The sequence below is a fragment of the Variovorax sp. BGA-UO-ETr-C22 genome (assembly GCF_059567965.1).
Map to the genome: position 1 here is coordinate 243,846 of NZ_JCAQPA010000011.1, position 14,851 is coordinate 258,696.

The 14,851-nt window shown below is 69.5% G+C and carries 15 protein-coding genes; 10 read left to right on the top strand and 5 right to left on the bottom strand.

The annotated features are described in order from the left end of the window. The first annotated feature begins 2 nt into the window (after nt 1-2). The 3 genes from AC57B8_RS20985 to AC57B8_RS20995 are packed head-to-tail and all read left to right on the top strand — an operon-like array spanning nt 3 to nt 2,415. On the top strand, nt 3-965 hold the full coding sequence (locus AC57B8_RS20985) for a branched-chain amino acid ABC transporter permease (RefSeq protein ID WP_447739868.1): 963 nt from the start codon (nt 3-5) through the stop codon (nt 963-965). After that, nucleotides 962-1,714, top strand: a complete 753-nt coding sequence (locus AC57B8_RS20990; RefSeq protein ID WP_496480672.1) for an ABC transporter ATP-binding protein — start codon at nt 962-964, stop codon at nt 1,712-1,714. The genes AC57B8_RS20985 and AC57B8_RS20990 overlap by 4 nt, the downstream gene beginning before the upstream one ends. Beyond that, the gene (locus tag AC57B8_RS20995; protein WP_070061401.1) at nt 1,714-2,415 is read left to right on the top strand and encodes an ABC transporter ATP-binding protein; all 702 of its coding nucleotides are present in this window, start codon (nt 1,714-1,716) and stop codon (nt 2,413-2,415) included. The genes AC57B8_RS20990 and AC57B8_RS20995 overlap by 1 nt, the downstream gene beginning before the upstream one ends. A gap of 16 nt (nt 2,416-2,431) precedes the next feature. Here the strand turns inward: AC57B8_RS20995 and AC57B8_RS21000 are convergent, their stop codons facing one another. Beyond that, nucleotides 2,432-3,343: a LysR family transcriptional regulator gene (locus AC57B8_RS21000; RefSeq protein ID WP_496480673.1), complete on the bottom strand. Its 912-nt coding sequence runs from the start codon at nt 3,341-3,343 to the stop codon at nt 2,432-2,434. A gap of 107 nt (nt 3,344-3,450) precedes the next feature. Between AC57B8_RS21000 and AC57B8_RS21005 the strand changes: the two genes are divergently transcribed. The 3 genes from AC57B8_RS21005 (at nt 3,451) to AC57B8_RS21015 (ending at nt 6,559) form a co-directional block, all read left to right on the top strand. Next, on the top strand, nt 3,451-4,191 hold the full coding sequence (locus tag AC57B8_RS21005; protein ID WP_496480674.1) for an SDR family NAD(P)-dependent oxidoreductase: 741 nt from the start codon (nt 3,451-3,453) through the stop codon (nt 4,189-4,191). Between the two features lie 31 nt (nt 4,192-4,222). Beyond that, nucleotides 4,223-4,447 carry a tautomerase family protein gene (locus AC57B8_RS21010; protein ID WP_070061404.1) on the top strand — a complete coding sequence of 75 codons (225 nt, stop codon included), beginning with the start codon at nt 4,223-4,225 and terminating at the stop codon, nt 4,445-4,447. Between the two features lie 162 nt (nt 4,448-4,609). After that, the gene (locus tag AC57B8_RS21015; protein WP_496480675.1) at nt 4,610-6,559 is read left to right on the top strand and encodes a sigma-54-dependent Fis family transcriptional regulator; all 1,950 of its coding nucleotides are present in this window, start codon (nt 4,610-4,612) and stop codon (nt 6,557-6,559) included. On the opposite strand, the gene AC57B8_RS21020 is transcribed toward AC57B8_RS21015, so the two are convergent. Together AC57B8_RS21020 and AC57B8_RS21025 are read right to left on the bottom strand one after the other, a co-directional pair. Then, nucleotides 6,556-7,770 carry a glycosyltransferase gene (locus tag AC57B8_RS21020; protein WP_496480676.1) on the bottom strand — a complete coding sequence of 405 codons (1,215 nt, stop codon included), beginning with the start codon at nt 7,768-7,770 and terminating at the stop codon, nt 6,556-6,558. The genes AC57B8_RS21015 and AC57B8_RS21020 overlap by 4 nt on opposite strands. Next, nucleotides 7,767-8,414 carry a TetR/AcrR family transcriptional regulator gene (locus AC57B8_RS21025; protein WP_496480677.1) on the bottom strand — a complete coding sequence of 216 codons (648 nt, stop codon included), beginning with the start codon at nt 8,412-8,414 and terminating at the stop codon, nt 7,767-7,769. Before AC57B8_RS21025 ends, AC57B8_RS21020 begins: the two co-directional genes overlap by 4 nt. 225 nt (nt 8,415-8,639) lie before the next feature. Here AC57B8_RS21025 and AC57B8_RS21030 point away from each other — a divergent pair, with 225 nt between their 5' ends. Next, nucleotides 8,640-10,442 carry an NAD(P)/FAD-dependent oxidoreductase gene (locus AC57B8_RS21030; RefSeq protein WP_496480678.1) on the top strand — a complete coding sequence of 601 codons (1,803 nt, stop codon included), beginning with the start codon at nt 8,640-8,642 and terminating at the stop codon, nt 10,440-10,442. A gap of 40 nt (nt 10,443-10,482) precedes the next feature. Here AC57B8_RS21030 and AC57B8_RS21035 read toward each other — a convergent pair whose 3' ends face one another. Both AC57B8_RS21035 and AC57B8_RS21040 read right to left on the bottom strand, forming a co-directional pair. Continuing rightward, nucleotides 10,483-11,193, bottom strand: a complete 711-nt coding sequence (locus AC57B8_RS21035) for a Crp/Fnr family transcriptional regulator (RefSeq protein WP_070061409.1) — start codon at nt 11,191-11,193, stop codon at nt 10,483-10,485. Between the two features lie 14 nt (nt 11,194-11,207). After that, on the bottom strand, nt 11,208-11,588 hold the full coding sequence (locus tag AC57B8_RS21040) for a DUF1090 domain-containing protein (protein ID WP_070061410.1): 381 nt from the start codon (nt 11,586-11,588) through the stop codon (nt 11,208-11,210). 154 nt (nt 11,589-11,742) lie between these two features. Between AC57B8_RS21040 and AC57B8_RS21045 the strand changes: the two genes are divergently transcribed. From AC57B8_RS21045 to AC57B8_RS21055, 3 genes are read left to right on the top strand one after another with little or no spacing between them, the layout of a single operon-like run. Further along, nucleotides 11,743-12,663, top strand: coding sequence for a beta-keto acid cleavage family enzyme (locus AC57B8_RS21045; protein ID WP_496480679.1), 921 nt, complete (start codon nt 11,743-11,745; stop codon nt 12,661-12,663). Nucleotides 12,664-12,697: 34 nt separating this feature from the next. Then, a complete protein-coding gene (locus AC57B8_RS21050) occupies nt 12,698-13,906 on the top strand; it encodes an ABC transporter substrate-binding protein (RefSeq protein WP_496480680.1) in 1,209 nt (402 codons plus the stop codon). Further along, on the top strand, nt 13,903-14,850 hold the full coding sequence (locus AC57B8_RS21055) for a 3-hydroxyacyl-CoA dehydrogenase NAD-binding domain-containing protein (RefSeq protein WP_369630792.1): 948 nt from the start codon (nt 13,903-13,905) through the stop codon (nt 14,848-14,850). Before AC57B8_RS21050 ends, AC57B8_RS21055 begins: the two co-directional genes overlap by 4 nt. The last annotated feature ends 1 nt before the right edge of the window (nt 14,851 follow it).

Sequence of the window (14,851 nt, forward strand, 5' to 3'; positions counted from 1 at the left end):
CTGTGTCTACATCTCCCCGGCGCGGCGCCTTCGTCGTGCCCGTGCTGTGCGCCATCGCGCTCGCCGTGGCCGGCCCGCTGCTGGGCAACTACGCGTCGGACTTCATCGTCAAGGTGATGATCCTGTCGATCTTCGCGCTCAGCCTGGAGCTGCTGGTGGGCATGACCGGGCTCGTGAGCCTGGGCCACGCGGCCTTCTACGGCATCGGCGCGTACGTCACCGTGCTGGCCTCGGGCAACGAGGGCGGCAACTTCGCAGTGCTGCTGGTGCTGTCGATGGGCGCGGCGGCGCTGTATGCGCTGTTCGTGGGCGCGCTGAGCCTGCGCACGCGCGGCGTGTACTTCATCATGGTCACGCTGGCCTTCGCGCAGATGGCGTTCTTCGTGTTCCACGACACCAAGGTCGGCGGCGGCAGCGACGGCATCTACCTGTACGTGCGCCCGGCCCTCGGCGCGCTCGACATGGAGAACCGCACGGTGCTGTTCTACGTGGTGCTGGCGGCGCTGGTGTTCACCTACGGCCTGCTGGCACTCATCCGCCGTTCGCGCTTCGGCGCGGCGCTCGCGGGCATCCGTGTGAACGAGCAGCGCATGCGCGCGGCGGGCTTCGCGGTGTACGGCTACAAGCTCGCGGCCTTCGTGCTCGCGGGCGCGCTGGCCGGGCTCGCGGGCTTCCTGCTGGCCTCGCGCGACGGCGTGGTCAACCCCGAGCTGATGGCCTGGCACAACTCGGGCGAAGTGCTGCTGATGGTGATCCTGGGCGGCCTCGGCCACCTGCGCGGCGCGGTGATCGGCGCCGTGGCCTTCACGCTGCTCAAGGAAATCTTCTCGACGCATGCCGTGATGGGCCCGCTGGCCGACCACTGGCAGCTCACGCTGGGCATTGCCATCATCGTGTTCGTGGCGCTGCTGCCCAAGGGCCTGATCGGCCTGGTGCAGCGCCTGTCGCCGAAGGGAGGCGCATGACCACCGCACTGCTGTCCGTGGACAAGCTCACGCGCCGCTTCGGTGGCCTCACGGCCGTCAACGCCGTCACGCTCGACCTGCACATCGGCGAGGTGCATGCGGTGATCGGCACCAACGGCGCCGGGAAGTCGACGCTCATCAACATGCTCTCGGGCGAGATCGAGGCCTCCGAAGGCCGCATTGCGCTCGACGGCGTCGACATCACCGCGCGCGCCCAGTCGCGCCGCGCCCGCGACGGCGTGGGCCGCAGCTACCAGCGCACCACCATCTTCCCGGAGTTCACGGTGCACGAGAACTGCCGCCTCGCCGCGCAGGCCGCCACGGCGAAGCCCTGGGCAATCTGGCAGTCGTCGCAGCGCTGCGCCACCAGCAACGCCTCGGCCGATGCCGCGCTCGAAGCCGCCGGCCTCACGGCCGAAGCCCGGCGCGTCGCCGGCACGCTGAGCCACGGCGCGCAGCGCCAGCTCGAAGTGGCGATGTGCCTGGCCACCCACCCGCGCGTGCTGCTGCTGGACGAACCGCTCGCCGGCATGGGCGCGGAAGAAACCGACCGCATGCTCACGCTGCTCGCGCGGTTGAAGGCCACGCACGCCATCCTGCTGGTCGAGCACGACATGGACGCCGTGTTCCGCATCGCCGACCGCATCACCGTGATGGTGAACGGCACCGTCATCGCGACCGGCGACCCGACGTCGATCCGCGAGAACCCCGAAGTGCGCACGGCCTACCTCGGCGAGGAGCAACACTGATGCTGATCGTTCGCGACCTCAACACCTACTACGGCAACAGCCACATCCTGCGCGGCGTGCACGCCGGCATTCCCGCGGCGACCTCGGTCGGCCTGCTCGGGCGCAATGGCATGGGCAAGACCACGCTCATCCGCACGATCATGGGCTACGTGCGTCCGGCCTCCGGCGAGGTGCAGGTCGACGGCCGCACCGTCACCGGCCTGCCGCCCGAGAAGATGGCGCGGCTGGGCATCGGCTACGTGCCCGAGGGGCGCGGCATCTTCCCGAACCTGTCGGTGCGCGAGAACCTCGTGATGAGCGAACGCGCCGGCATCGACGGCCAGCGCGCCTGGACCTTCGACCGCGTGATGGCCACCTTCCCGCGCCTGTCGGAACGGCTCTCGCACGGCGGCCAGCAGCTGTCGGGCGGCGAGCAGCAGATGCTCTCCATCGGCCGCGCGCTCATGACCAACCCGCGCCTCCTGATCCTCGACGAAGCCACCGAAGGCCTCGCGCCACTGATCGTGGCCGAGATCTGGCGCGTGATCAGCGAGATCCGCGCGACGGGCATCGCCACGCTGATCGTCGACCGCGACTACCGCAAGGTGCTCGCGCACACGGACCTGGCGGTGGTGATGGAAAAGGGGCAGATCGTGCGGCATGGAGCGTCGGCCGATCTGCTGGCGGAGCCGACGGTGCTGGAGGAACTGCTGGGCGTGTGAGCATGCGTGGCGGGCGTCACCCGGTCCGCTGCGCCATCAGGAAATCGATGAACACCCGCATGCGCAGCGGCACGTGGCGCCCGTCCGGGTACAGCAGCGTGTAGGGCCGCGAGCGACCGGCGAAAGGTTTCAGCACCTCGACGAGCGCGCCGTCGGCCAGTTCCTTCTCCACGACGAAGCGGTAGGTCTGGAACAACCCGGCGCCGCTTTTCGCGAGCGTGACGCCTCCGAGCACGTCGTCGGAGCAGCTGTAGGCGCCGTCCGCGAAGACTTCGCGGTCCTTGCCGTTCTCCTTGAAGAGCCACGAAATGCGGCGGCCGCTGCTGGGCAGCTCGAACTGGATGCACTCGTGCGCGGCGAGGTCGTCCAGCGTGCGCGGCGTGCCGGCCCTCCTCAGGTATTTGCGCGTGGCGACCACGACCAGGTCCGCATCCTCGAGGTGCCGCGCGATCAGCGTGGAGTCGGGCTGGGCCCGCACGCGCACGGCCATGTCGTAGCCCTCTTCCACGAAATCGATGTTGCGGTTGCTCAGGTGCACGTGCAGCCGGATGTCGGGAAAGCGTTCGCGAAACGCCGGCAGCATCGGCAGGATGCGGTGGTGGCCGTAGGTGGTCGGCACGCTGATGCGCAGCGTGCCCGAAGGCAGCGCCTGCTGGCCCGTCACCTCGCGCTCGGCCTCGGCGAGCTGCGCCAGCGCCTGTCGGCACTGTGCAAAGTAGGAGCGGCCCGCGTCGGTGAGCCGCACGCTGCGCGTGGTGCGCACGAAAAGCCGCAATCCCAGCCGCTTCTCGAGCCGGGAGATCGATCGGCTCACGGCCGCGGGCGTCACGCCGGCCGCGAGTGCCGCCGAGGTGAAGCCGCCGCTCTCCGCGGCGAGGCAGAACAACTCGATGCTGCCCAGGAGGATGTCGCCGAACTGCCGCTGCATGGATTGATTACCTTGTGTATCAAGTGAAGTGCGAGTCTAGTGATTTATCTGTTTCGCTGTCATCAATACAGTTCTCCCCACGTCATCAACTTCCCTGGAGAACCGACATGCAGGACAACTCTTCACCCACCGTGGTCATCACCGGCGCCTCGAGCGGCATCGGCCTGGGCCTTGCGCAGGCGTACCTCGCGCGCGGCTTCAACGTGGTCGCGAATGCGCGCACCGAAGAGCGGCTCGCAGCCGCCGCGAAGCAGCTCGGCAACCCGGCGCGCCTTCTCGGCGTCGCGGGCGACATCGGCCACCGCGACACGGCGCAGCAGCTCGTCGACCGCGCCGTGGAGCGCTTCGGCCAGGTCGACGTGCTCGTCAACAACGCGGGCATCTTCAACGCGAAGCCTTTCGTCGACTACACCGAAGACGAACTCGACCAGCTGGTCGCCACGAACCTCAAGGGCTTCGTCTACGCCTCGCAGGCCGCGGCAAAGCACATGGTCGCGCGCCGCCAGGGACACATCGTGAACATCACGGCGAGCATCGCGCTGCAGCCGAACCAGCAGGTGCCGGCCGTGTTGCCGGTGCTGATCAAGGGCGGCATCAATGCCGCGACGCGCGCGCTGGCGCTCGAACTCGCACCGCACAACGTCAAGGTGAATGCGGTGGCACCCGGCATCGTGGACACGCCGCTGTACACGCCCGAGCAGCACGGCTTCCTCAACGGCCTGGCGCCCGCTGGCCGCATCGCGACCGTGCAGGAGATCGCCGATGCGGTGCTCTACCTCACGGGCGCCGATTTCACGACCGGCGTCGTGCTGCCCGTGGATGGCGGCATGAGCACCGGCAAGTGGTAATCACCTCAGTCATTCACCCAAGGAGCACACCATGCCTTTCATCAACCTGAAGATCACCCGTGACGGCGTCACGCGCGAACAGAAAACCCAGGTCATTGCCGAGTTCACGGAAACGCTCGAACGGGTGCTGAAGAAGCCGCCGGAATGGACGCACATCGTGATCGAGGAGATCGACACCGACGACTGGGGCTTCGCGGGCCTGACGACCACCGAGTACCGCAAGCGGCTGGCCGAGCGTGCGAAGCCGCCGCAGTGAAGGAATGGCGCCGGATCGGGCCGCATTGCCCTCGATGTGAGGGGGAGTAACACGTCCGTTCCACCGGGTTTCACCTCTGTCCTGCGACAGCGCGACAGCCGAATCATGTCCGGCTGCGCAGCCCCTCCCCGTGCCGCGCCCACTCCACGCACGAGGCTGCGCATGACGTCCCTGCAATCGCGCCACATCGACAACGTCTATTCGATCGCCACCGGCACGGCGCTGCGGGCCGATCCGGCGGCGAGCCTGGTGCACAAGTCGTGGGCGCGCTGCGTGCGCGACCACGGGCTCGACCCGTCGCGGCCGACGCCCGCGCGCATCCTGCCGGCGCAGGAGGTGCGCGCGCACCAGCAGCAGCTCGAGCACTTCCTGCGCGCCGCGCGTGCGGGCATGGAAGACATCTACCGCCGCGTGGCCGAGCTGGGCTACATGGTGCTGCTGACCGATGCCGAGGGCATCACGGTCGACTACATCGGCAACCCAGCCTGGGACGACCAGCTGCGCCGCGCCGGCCTGTACCTGGGCGCCGACTGGAACGAGGCACACGCCGGCACCTGCGGCGTGGGCACCTGCCTCATCGAGCGCCAGCCGATGACCTGCCACCAGACCGAGCACTTCGACGCCACGCACATCGCGCTCACCTGCACGACGGCGCCGCTGTTCGACCACAGCGGCAAGCTCACGGCGATCCTCGACGTGTCGGCGCTGCGCTCGCCCGAGGCGCGCGAGAGCCAGCACCTGGTGCGGCACCTGGTGTCGATCTACGCGCGGATGATCGAGGACGCCGACTTCCTGCGGCACTTTCGCGGCCACTGGATCCTGCGGCTGGGCAGTGCCTTCGGGCTGGTCGACGTGGCGGGCGAAGTGATGCTGGCCTTCGACGAAGGCGGCACGGTGGTGGGTGCCAACGGGGGGGCGCGCGAGGTCTTCCCGGGACACCAGCAACTGTTAGGCGGCGCCGTGTCGGACCTGCTGCACCTGCCGATGGACGCGATCTGGCGCCTGGGCAACGGCGGCGCGTCGGCCCTGCCGTTTGCGCACACCGTGCTGCTGCCCGGCGGGGGCGAGTACCACGCCTCGCTGATCGCGCCACGCCTGCGGCGCTCGCCGGTCACCGCGCCCTCATCGCCGGCGCCCCAACCTTCGGACCGTTTGCCACCGCTCGAACGCATCGCGGGCGACGACGACCCCGCCATGCAGCAGCTGATCGCGCAGGCGCGCCGGCTGGTGGACCGCGGCATCCATGTGCTCGTCGAGGGCGAGACCGGCAGCGGCAAGGAGGTGCTGGCGCGCGCGCTGCATGGCGCGAGCCGGCGTGCGGCGCTGCCCTTCGTGGCGGTGAACTGCGCGGCCATTCCCGATTCTCTGATCGAGAGCGAGCTCTTCGGCTACACACCCGGCAGCTTCACGGGCGGCCGCGCCAAGGGCATGAAAGGGCTGATCGCGCAGGCCGACCGCGGCACGCTGTTTCTCGACGAGATCGGCGACATGCCGATGGCGCTGCAGACACGGCTGCTGCGCGTGCTGTCCGAGGGCGAGGTGCTGCCGCTGGGCGCGGAGTCGCCGCAGCGCGTGGACCTTGCGGTGGTGGCGGCCACGCACCGCGACCTGTCGGCGCTGGTCGCGGCCGGGCGCTTTCGCGAGGACCTGTACTACCGCCTGTGCGGCGCGGTGCTGAAGCTGCCGCCGCTGCGCGCGCGGCGCGACCGGCGCTACCTGATCGAGGCGATGTTCCATGAAGGGGCGGCGGCGATGGGCTCGGCGGCGCGGCTGTCGGAGGCGGCGATGCTGCGGCTGATGGCGCATGACTGGCCGGGCAACCTGCGCGAGTTGCGCAATGTGCTGCGGCTGGCGCTGGCGCTCTGCACGGGGGCCAGCATCACGCCCGAGGAGCTGCGCCTGGCGCCGCATCGGCCGTCGCTCGACCACCGCGACGCCATGCCTTCCACGGTCGACGATGACGACAGCGCCGCCGACGCCACGCGTCTGCTCGATGCGTTGCAGCGCCACCGCTGGCACGTGGCGCGGGCCGCGCAAGCGCTCGGCATCAGCCGCGCCACCGCGTACCGCCACATGAAGCGCTTCGGCATCGTGGCGCCGCAGCGCGGTTAACGCCTCAGGATCTGCGCGATCGCGCGCACGGCCGTGCCCAGGCCGTCTTCCGCGCGCATGCGTTCGCCCAATGCCCGTGCCCGCGCGCGCACCTGCGGGTCGTGCGCGAAGGCGATGCCGCGCGCCAGGTCGTCGGCACCGAAGCGGGCACCCGCCACCGCGGGCGGCGCCACGCCCGCCTGCGCGAGGTGGTGCGCCCAGAACGCCTGGTCGCCCGCGAAGGGCACGACCACCGAAGGCACCCCCGCGCGCGCGGCCGAGTGGCTGGTGCCCGAGCCGCCGTGGTGCACCACCAGCGCCATCCGCGGAAACAGCCAGTCGTGCGGGGTGTCGCCGATGACGTGGAAATTCGGCGGCAACTGCCCCACTTCGAGGCCGCTCCATCCGGGATGCAGCACCGCGCGCCGGCCGGCCATGCCATCGACGAGGGCCGCGAGCAGCCGCGCCTTGTCGAAGCCCGTCATGCTGCCGAAGCCGATGTAGACGGGCGCCTCGCCGGCCGCAAGGAAGTCGTGCAGCGCCGCCGGCGGCTGCCAGTCGGGCGCGGGCGCGAGCCACTGGCCGCACACGGCGGCATTGGCGGGCCAGTCGGCGGGGCGTGGCAGCAGGCTCGGCGAGTAGCCGTAGAGCGCGGGGTGCGTGGTCCACAGGCGGCGGCGCGGCGGCAGGCCGCAGACCTCGGCGCGCGCGGCGTTCACGGCCGGGCGGAAGGCGCGCCAGAGCAGCCCGTTGACGAGGTGATGGCTCGCGCGGTTCAAAAAGTGCGGCACGCGAGCGGGCGGCAGGAAGGGCGAGGCGAAGGCGGCCGTCGGCGTGAGCGGGAACATGCCCGCGCCGATGGCGGGCACGCCCAGCGCCTCGGCCGCCGACAGGCCCACGAAGGCCGCGAGCCCCGCGCAGACGATCGCATCGCAGCCCTGCGCGACCTCGACGGTCTGGCGCAGCCAGGGCGTGGCGTTGGCATTGGCGATGTCCGCCAGTGCCTTCGCGGCGGCAGCCGGCTTGTCGCCCTGCGCGATGACGCCGCCGAGCGCCTGCCGGATGTCGCCGGCCAGCGCCTGCGCGCGCACGCCGAGCCGTTCGGCCGCGCCGAGCGTGGTCGCGTCCGCCAGCAGCACCGACGCATGGCCCGCGTCGTCCAGCGCGCGGCACAACCCAGCGAGCGGGCGGGCGTCGCCCTCGGTGCCGTAAGTGAGCACGGCGAGTTTCATGAGGCGCGCCTCCTTGCAGCGGGTGGCTTCGGGGCCATGCGCGCGCCGCCGACGAAGAGCTCGACCACCACCGCGAACTCGTCGCGCAACACGAGGCCGGGCAGCGTGAGCCAGCGCATCAGCGCGCCGAAGTACAGGTGGTGCAGCAGGCTCGCGAGGTGCGCGGCCGAGACGTCGGTGCGCAGCGTGCCAGCCTGCTGGGCGGCGGCGATGAGCGCCTCGAACAGCCCCGACAGGTCGCGCGGCGTGCTGCGGTCGCCGCCGCCGAGTTCGCTCTCGATGTTGAGGAAGCGAAAGCGGAAGTAGTCGAGCAGGTAGGCCCGGTAGCGCTCGGACCAGTCGGCCGAGGCATCGAGCAGGCCGGTGAGCTGCTCGGTGAAGCCCTCCTTCGGGTCGATGGCCTCGTGCAGGCGCTGCGCATCGACCACGAGTTCGAGGTGCACCCAGTGCGCCAGGATCGCTTCCTTGGTCGGGAAGTGGTTGTAGAGCGTGCCCTTGGCCACGTCGGACTGCTGCGCGATCTGCTCCATGGTCGTCGCGTCGTAGCCCTGGGCTTCGAACAGGCGCATGGCGGTAGCGGCGACGTGGTCGAGCGTCTGGGTGCGGCGGCGCTCGCGGCGGCCTGGGGGGTCTGGTTCGGTCACGGTTCGGGGCCCTTGAATTTGAACGTCGTCCAATTTTATACTTCGTTCAAATTCTCATGCATCGTCTCAGTCTCGGTGAGACAGCGACAGGCGCTTGCGACAAAACCCCCGCCAACCCCTTGATTCTTCGTCGTGCCCCACGCGGCACGAAAGCTGCGCCACGAACCCCGCGTGCGCCTTGCCGCGCCGCGGTTCGATTCGTTCAACGACACACGGAGACATGCAATGACAGACCCGACCACCGGCCCCACCCGGGCCGCCGCCCAATGGCTGGCCGACTTCGCCACCGCGCTCGCACGCGGCGACATCGACGCAGCCGTCTCGCTGTTCGAGGCCGACAGCTACTGGCGCGACCTCGTCGCCTTCACCTGGAACATCCGCACGCAGGAAGGCGCGAGCGCCATCCGCGCGATGCTGCAGGCGCGCCTGGCCGACACGCAGCCCACGGCCTTCGCGCTCGAAGGCGAGGCGACCGAGGCCGACGGCGTGGTCGATGCGTGGTTCGGCTTCGAGACGCGCGTGGCGCGCGGACGCGGCCACCTTCGCTTGCGCAATGGCAAGGCCTGGACGCTGCTCACCACCATGACCGAGCTGAAGGGCTTCGAGGAAAAGACCGGCGACAACCGCATCAAGGGTGCGGAGCACGGCGTGCACAAGGGCCGCAAGAACTGGCTCGAGAAGCGCCGCGACGAAGAGGCCGCGCTGGGCTACACCGAGCAGCCCGAGGTGGTGATCATCGGCGGCGGCCAGGGCGGTATCGCGCTGGGGGCGCGGCTGCGGCGGCTGGGCGTGCCGACGATCATCGTGGAGCGCAATGCCAAGGCCGGCGACTCCTGGCGCAAGCGCTACAAGTCGCTGTGCCTGCACGACCCGGTCTGGTACGACCACCTGCCCTACATGCCCTTCCCCGACGACTGGCCGGTGTTCGCGCCCAAGGACAAGATCGGCGACTGGCTCGAGATGTACACGAAGATCATGGAGCTCAACTACTGGAGTTCCACCAACGCGACCAAGGCGCGCTTCGACGAGGCCACGCAGCGCTGGGAGGTGCAGGTGGAGCGCGAGGGCAAGCCCGTGACGCTGCGCCCGAAGCAGCTGGTGTTCGCGCTCGGCGTGTCGGGCTACCCGAACGTGCCGAAGGTGGCGGGCGCCGAGAACTTCCTGGGCGACCAGCACCACTCCAGCCAGCACCCGGGGCCCGAGGCCTACGCGGGCAAGAAGTGCGTGGTGCTGGGCTCGAACAACTCGGCGCACGACATCTGCGCGGCGCTGTGGGAGCACGGTGCCGACGTGACGATGGTGCAGCGCTCGTCCACGCACATCGCGCCGTCGCAGTCGCTCATGGAACTGGCGCTGGGCGGCCTGTATTCCGAGCAGGCGGTGAAGAGCGGCATCGACCACCACAAGGGCGACCTCATCTTCGCCTCGGTGCCCTACAAGATCATGCACACCTTCCACATCCCGGTGTACGAGGAGATGAAGAAGCGCGACGCCGACCTGTATGCGCGGCTGGAGAAGGCCGGCTTCCTGCTCGACTTCGGCGTGGACGGTTCGGGCCTGTTCATGAAGTACCTGCGGCGCGGCTCGGGCTACTACATCGACGTGGGCGCCTCGGAGCTGGTGGCCAACGGCAGCATCCACCTCAAGAGCGGCGTGAACATCGAGCGCGTGAACGAACGCTCGGTCACGCTCACCGACGGCACCGAGCTGCCGGCCGACCTGCTGGTGTATGCCACGGGCTACGGCTCGATGAACGGCTGGCTGGCCGACCTGATCTCGCCCGAGACCGCCGACCAGGTCGGCAAGTGCTGGGGCCTGGGCTCCGACACGCCGAAGGACCCGGGTCCGTGGGAAGGCGAGCTGCGCAACATGTGGAAGCCGACGCAGGTGCCCCAGCTGTGGTTCCACGGCGGCAACCTGCACCAGTCGCGCCACTACTCGCAGTTTTTGGCGCTGCAGCTGAAGGCGCGCATGGAAGGAATCGACACGCCGGTGTACGAGCTGGCGGCGTCGCACCACAAGCGCTGAGCGGCTGGCGCTTCCTCTCCCCTCGGGGAGAGGGCGTCGTTCACTCCTGGATGAAGCGGCGCAAGCCTTCGAGGTCGGTCACGGTGATGCCGCCGTACTCGATGTGCAGGAACCCGGCCTCCTTCAGCCGGTTGAGCGCCGCGTTGCAGCGCTGGCGCGACACGCCCGACAGGTTGGCGATTTCTTCCTGCGAAGTCTGCAAGTGCGGCTCGCTGCCCGGGTGCAGCCAGGGGTGGAACAGGCCGGCCAGCGCGCGCGCCACCTGGCTGTCGGCGTCGAGCAGCCGGTGCGCGGCGTAGCTGCCCATGAACCAGTGCAGCCGCTCGTTGATCTGCTGCAGCAGGAAGTGATCGAAGCCGCGCTGCGTGCGGTGCAGCCACTCGAAGGTCTCCAGCGGCAGCTGCGCCACGCGGCTGGGCCGCAGCGCAATGATGTCCGCCGAGCGCGGCACGGCGCGCAGCAGCGTGCCTTCGCCGAACCAGCTGCCCACCGACAGCCCGCCCAGCGTGACCGAGCGGCCGTCGCTGGAGGTGATCGACCACTTGAGCAGCCCTTCGAGCGTGCCGTACCAGTGCAGCGGCGTGTCGCCGCGCCGGCACAGCGCGGCGCCGGCGGCCACCTCGACCTCGCGCATCTCGTCGAGCACGCGCTCGCCCGCGCCCACGTCGAGCAGCGGGAACCAGGCCGAGCCCTGCAGCAGCTGGGGAATGGTCAGGGAGGCCGCGGGGATCGCCGGCTTGGTCGGGGGCATGCTGTCTTTTTTGTTTACTGCGCGCCCTTGAGCTGCTGCAGCTCGGCCTGCGCCTCGTGCAGCTTCTTCTCGCGGTCCGCGATCTTGCTGGCACGGCCCTTCTCCTGCGCCGCGCGCAGGTCGCGCTCGCGCTCGGCCACCTTGCGCTCCTGGGCGCGGATGCGCTTCTGGTGCTCGGCCGCCAGCTTGGCGTCGGTGCAATGGCGGTTCACTTCCGCCAACGCGGTTTCGAGCCCGCGAACCCGCTGCTTCTGGCCCTTGGACTTGGCCATCTCGATGTCGCGGCCGATGGCCTCGCGCTTGGCGTCGCAGGTGGCGGGGCCGGCGGGTTGCGCGGCGGCGCCGAGGGCGGTGAACGCGGCCGCGGCGGCCAGCACGATGGGCAGAAATTTCATGGAGAGGTTCCTTGTGTGCGCAACGGCGCAGGGGCGACTTTAGCGGCTGGCGCCGCGTAAACCCTGCCCCTGAATGTCGTCGCGATGACTGAGTACGAACGCATCACAAAAAATAATGGCGCGCCCCCATGAAAGACACCAGGAGTTCCCGAGCATGTCGAAGCGCAAAGTGATCGTGACCATCGCCCCCACCGGCGGCATGGCGCACAAGTCGCAGAACCCCCACCTCCCCACCCAGCCCGCCGAGATCGCCGCCGACGTGCTGCGCTGCTGGAACGCCGGCGCCAGCGTGGTGGCCATCCACGCGCGCCGCCCCGACGACGGCGCCACCTGCAACGCCGAGGTGTACCGCGACATCAACAGCCGCATCCGCGCGGGCGGCTGCGACATCGTGCTGAACAACTCCACCGGCGGCGGCGTGCACGGCGACATGGTGAAGCCGCTGGCCGGTGATCGCTGGGAGATCGCGTGGGAAGAGCGCATCAAGGGCATGGACGCCGGCGCCGAGATGTGCACGCTGGACGCCACCACGCTCAACCTGAGCTTCGAGGGCAAGCAGATCCTGATGGACACGCCCATCACGCGCGGGCGCGAACTCGCCGCTGGCATGAAGGCGCGCGGCATCAAGCCCGAGTGGGAGGTGTTCAGCCCCACGCACATCCTGCAGGACACGACCACGCTGATCGAGGAAGGCCATGACGACGAGCCCTACTTCGTCAACCTGGTGATGAACGTGCACCGCAACTTCCAGAACGCGATGCCCTACTCGCCGCGCAACCTGCAGATGATGGTCGACACGCTGCCCAAGGGCGCCATCTTCGGCGTGAGCGGCATCGGCATGTCGCAGCTCGAAGCCAACGTGGCGGCGCTGCTGCTGGGCGGCCACGCACGCGTGGGGCTGGAAGACAACCTCTACTTCCGCCACGGCGAACTCGCCACCAACGTGCAGCTCACCGAGCGCATCGTGCGCGTGATCCGCGAGCTCGACATGGAAGTGGCCACGCCGGCCGAGGCGCGCCAGATCATGGGCCTGCCGCGCGTAGGCGGCCCGCGGCCCGAGTTCGCGCTGGGTTGACGACAGGCAAGAACAACGAACGGAGACAACGCACATGAACACCCCTCGCACCGCACTGGCCCTCGCGCTCGGCGCCCTCTTCGCATCGGGCGCCTTCGCCCAGGTGTCCGACGACACGATCCGCATCGGCTTCATCAGCGACATGTCGGGCATCTACCGCGACTACGACGGCCCCGCCGGCGCCGAGGCGATCCGCATGGCCATCGCCGACATGGGCGGCGCCATCGATGGCAAGAAGATCGAGCTGGTCACGGCCGACCACCAGAACAAGCCCGACATTGCCGCCGCCAAGGCGCGCGAATGGTTCGACGTGAACAAGGTCGACATGCTGATCGGCGGCGTGAACTCGGGCGCGGCCATTGCCATGGCCGGCGTGGCGGCCGACAAGAAGAAGCCGTACTTCGTGGTGGGCTCGGGCGCGTCGAGCCTCACCAACGAGTACTGCTCGCCCTACACCGTGCACTACGCCTATGACACGGTGGCCATGGCGCGCGGCACCGCGAGCGCGGTGGTCAAGGCCGGCGGCAAGAGCTGGTACTTCGTGGCCGCCGACTACGCCTTCGGCGCCGCGCTGCAAAGCGACGCCACCAAGACCGTGCAGGCCAGCGGCGGCACGGTGGCGGGTTCGGTCAAGCACCCGCTGGGCGCGAGCGACTTCTCGTCGTTCATGCTGCAGGCGCAGAGCTCGAAGGCGCAGGTGCTAGCCCTGGCCAACGCGGGCGGCGACACGGTGAACGCCATCAAGTCGGCGGCGGAGTTCGGCATCAGCAAGAACATGAAACTCGCCGGCATGATCATCACCATCAACGACGTGCACGCGCTGGGCCTGAAGGCCTCGCAGGGCATGTACCTCACCGACAGCTGGTACTGGAACCAGAGCCCCGAGTCGCGCGCCTGGGCGCGGCGCTTCTTCGACAAGCACAAGCGCATGCCCTCCTCCTTCCATGCCGGCGACTACTCGGCCGCGCTGCAGTACCTGCAGGCCGTGAAGGCCGCGGGCAGCGACGACGCCGACAAGGTGATGGCGCAGCTGCGCAAGACGAAGTTCAACGACATGTTCGTCAAGGGCGGCTGGCTGCGCGACGACGGCCTCATGGTGCACGACATGCACCTCATGCAGGTGAAGGCGCCGGCCGAGTCGAAAGAGCCGTGGGACTATTACAAGGTGATCGAGAACATCCCCGGCGAAGCCGCGTGGACCACCAAGACGGAGAGCCGCTGCGCGCGGTGGAAATCGGCATGAACCTCACCACCGACGTGAAGCGCGTCGCCGTCGTCGGCACCGGCGTGATCGGCGCGAGCTGGGCCGCGCACTTCCTCGCGCACGGTCTCGACGTGAACGCGACCGACCCCTCGCCCGGCGCCGAAGACCGGCTGCGCGCCGCCGTGGCGCAGCACTGGCCGACGCTGGAACGCTTCGGCCTCGCCGAGGGCGCCTCGGTCGACCGCCTGCGCTTTCACGACAGCCTGGAAGACGCCGTGGCCGTGGCCGACTTCGTGCAGGAGAACGGCCCCGAGCGCATGGATTTCAAGATCGACCTGTTCCGCCGCATGGACGCCGCCGCGCCGCCCGAGACCATCCTCGCGTCGAGCTCCTCGGGCCTGGCGATCAGCGGTGTGCAGTCGGGCTGCGCGCACCCGCAGCGCGTGGTGCTGGGGCATCCGTTCAACCCGCCGCACCTGATTCCGCTGGTGGAAGTGATCGGCGGCGAGCAGACCTCGCCCGACACCATCGCCCGCACGATGGCCTTCTATGCCGCCATCGGCAAGCGGCCGATCCACGTGAAGCGCGAGGTGAAAGGCCACATCGCGAACCGCCTGCAGGCCGCGCTGTGGCGCGAGGCCTTCCACCTCGTCAACGAAGGCGTGGCGAGCGTGGCCGACATCGACACCGCCATCGCGCACGGCCCCGGCCTGCGCTGGGCCGTGATGGGGCCGTTCATGAACCTGCACCTCTCGGGCGGTGCGGGCGGCATCGAGCATTTGCTCGCGCACCTGGGCGGTCCGATCGAAGACTGGTGGAAGGACCTGGGCGCGCCGTCGATGACGGACGCGTTGAAGCAGCAGGTGGTGCAAGGCGTGGACGAAGCCCTCGGCACGCGCCACACCGCCGACCTCGAAGCCGCGCGCGACACCCTGCTGTTGAACCTGATTCGCGCCAAGGCCGAGACGGGTACGCTGGATTGAC

Excerpts from the sequence above, each read along its gene's own strand:
- AC57B8_RS20990 (WP_496480672.1), top strand. The coding sequence starts at position 962 with ATGACCACCGCACTGCTGTCCGTGGACAAGCTCACGCGCCGCTTCGGT.
- AC57B8_RS20995 (WP_070061401.1), top strand. The coding sequence starts at position 1,714 with ATGCTGATCGTTCGCGACCTCAACACCTACTACGGCAACAGCCACATC.
- AC57B8_RS21000 (WP_496480673.1), bottom strand. The coding sequence starts at position 3,343 with ATGCAGCGGCAGTTCGGCGACATCCTCCTGGGCAGCATCGAGTTGTTC.
- AC57B8_RS21005 (WP_496480674.1), top strand. The coding sequence starts at position 3,451 with ATGCAGGACAACTCTTCACCCACCGTGGTCATCACCGGCGCCTCGAGC.
- AC57B8_RS21010 (WP_070061404.1), top strand. The coding sequence starts at position 4,223 with ATGCCTTTCATCAACCTGAAGATCACCCGTGACGGCGTCACGCGCGAA.
- AC57B8_RS21015 (WP_496480675.1), top strand. The coding sequence starts at position 4,610 with ATGACGTCCCTGCAATCGCGCCACATCGACAACGTCTATTCGATCGCC.
- AC57B8_RS21020 (WP_496480676.1), bottom strand. The coding sequence starts at position 7,770 with ATGAAACTCGCCGTGCTCACTTACGGCACCGAGGGCGACGCCCGCCCG.
- AC57B8_RS21030 (WP_496480678.1), top strand. The coding sequence starts at position 8,640 with ATGACAGACCCGACCACCGGCCCCACCCGGGCCGCCGCCCAATGGCTG.
- AC57B8_RS21035 (WP_070061409.1), bottom strand. The coding sequence starts at position 11,193 with ATGCCCCCGACCAAGCCGGCGATCCCCGCGGCCTCCCTGACCATTCCC.
- AC57B8_RS21040 (WP_070061410.1), bottom strand. The coding sequence starts at position 11,588 with ATGAAATTTCTGCCCATCGTGCTGGCCGCCGCGGCCGCGTTCACCGCC.
- AC57B8_RS21045 (WP_496480679.1), top strand. The coding sequence starts at position 11,743 with ATGTCGAAGCGCAAAGTGATCGTGACCATCGCCCCCACCGGCGGCATG.
- AC57B8_RS21050 (WP_496480680.1), top strand. The coding sequence starts at position 12,698 with ATGAACACCCCTCGCACCGCACTGGCCCTCGCGCTCGGCGCCCTCTTC.
- AC57B8_RS21055 (WP_369630792.1), top strand. The coding sequence starts at position 13,903 with ATGAACCTCACCACCGACGTGAAGCGCGTCGCCGTCGTCGGCACCGGC.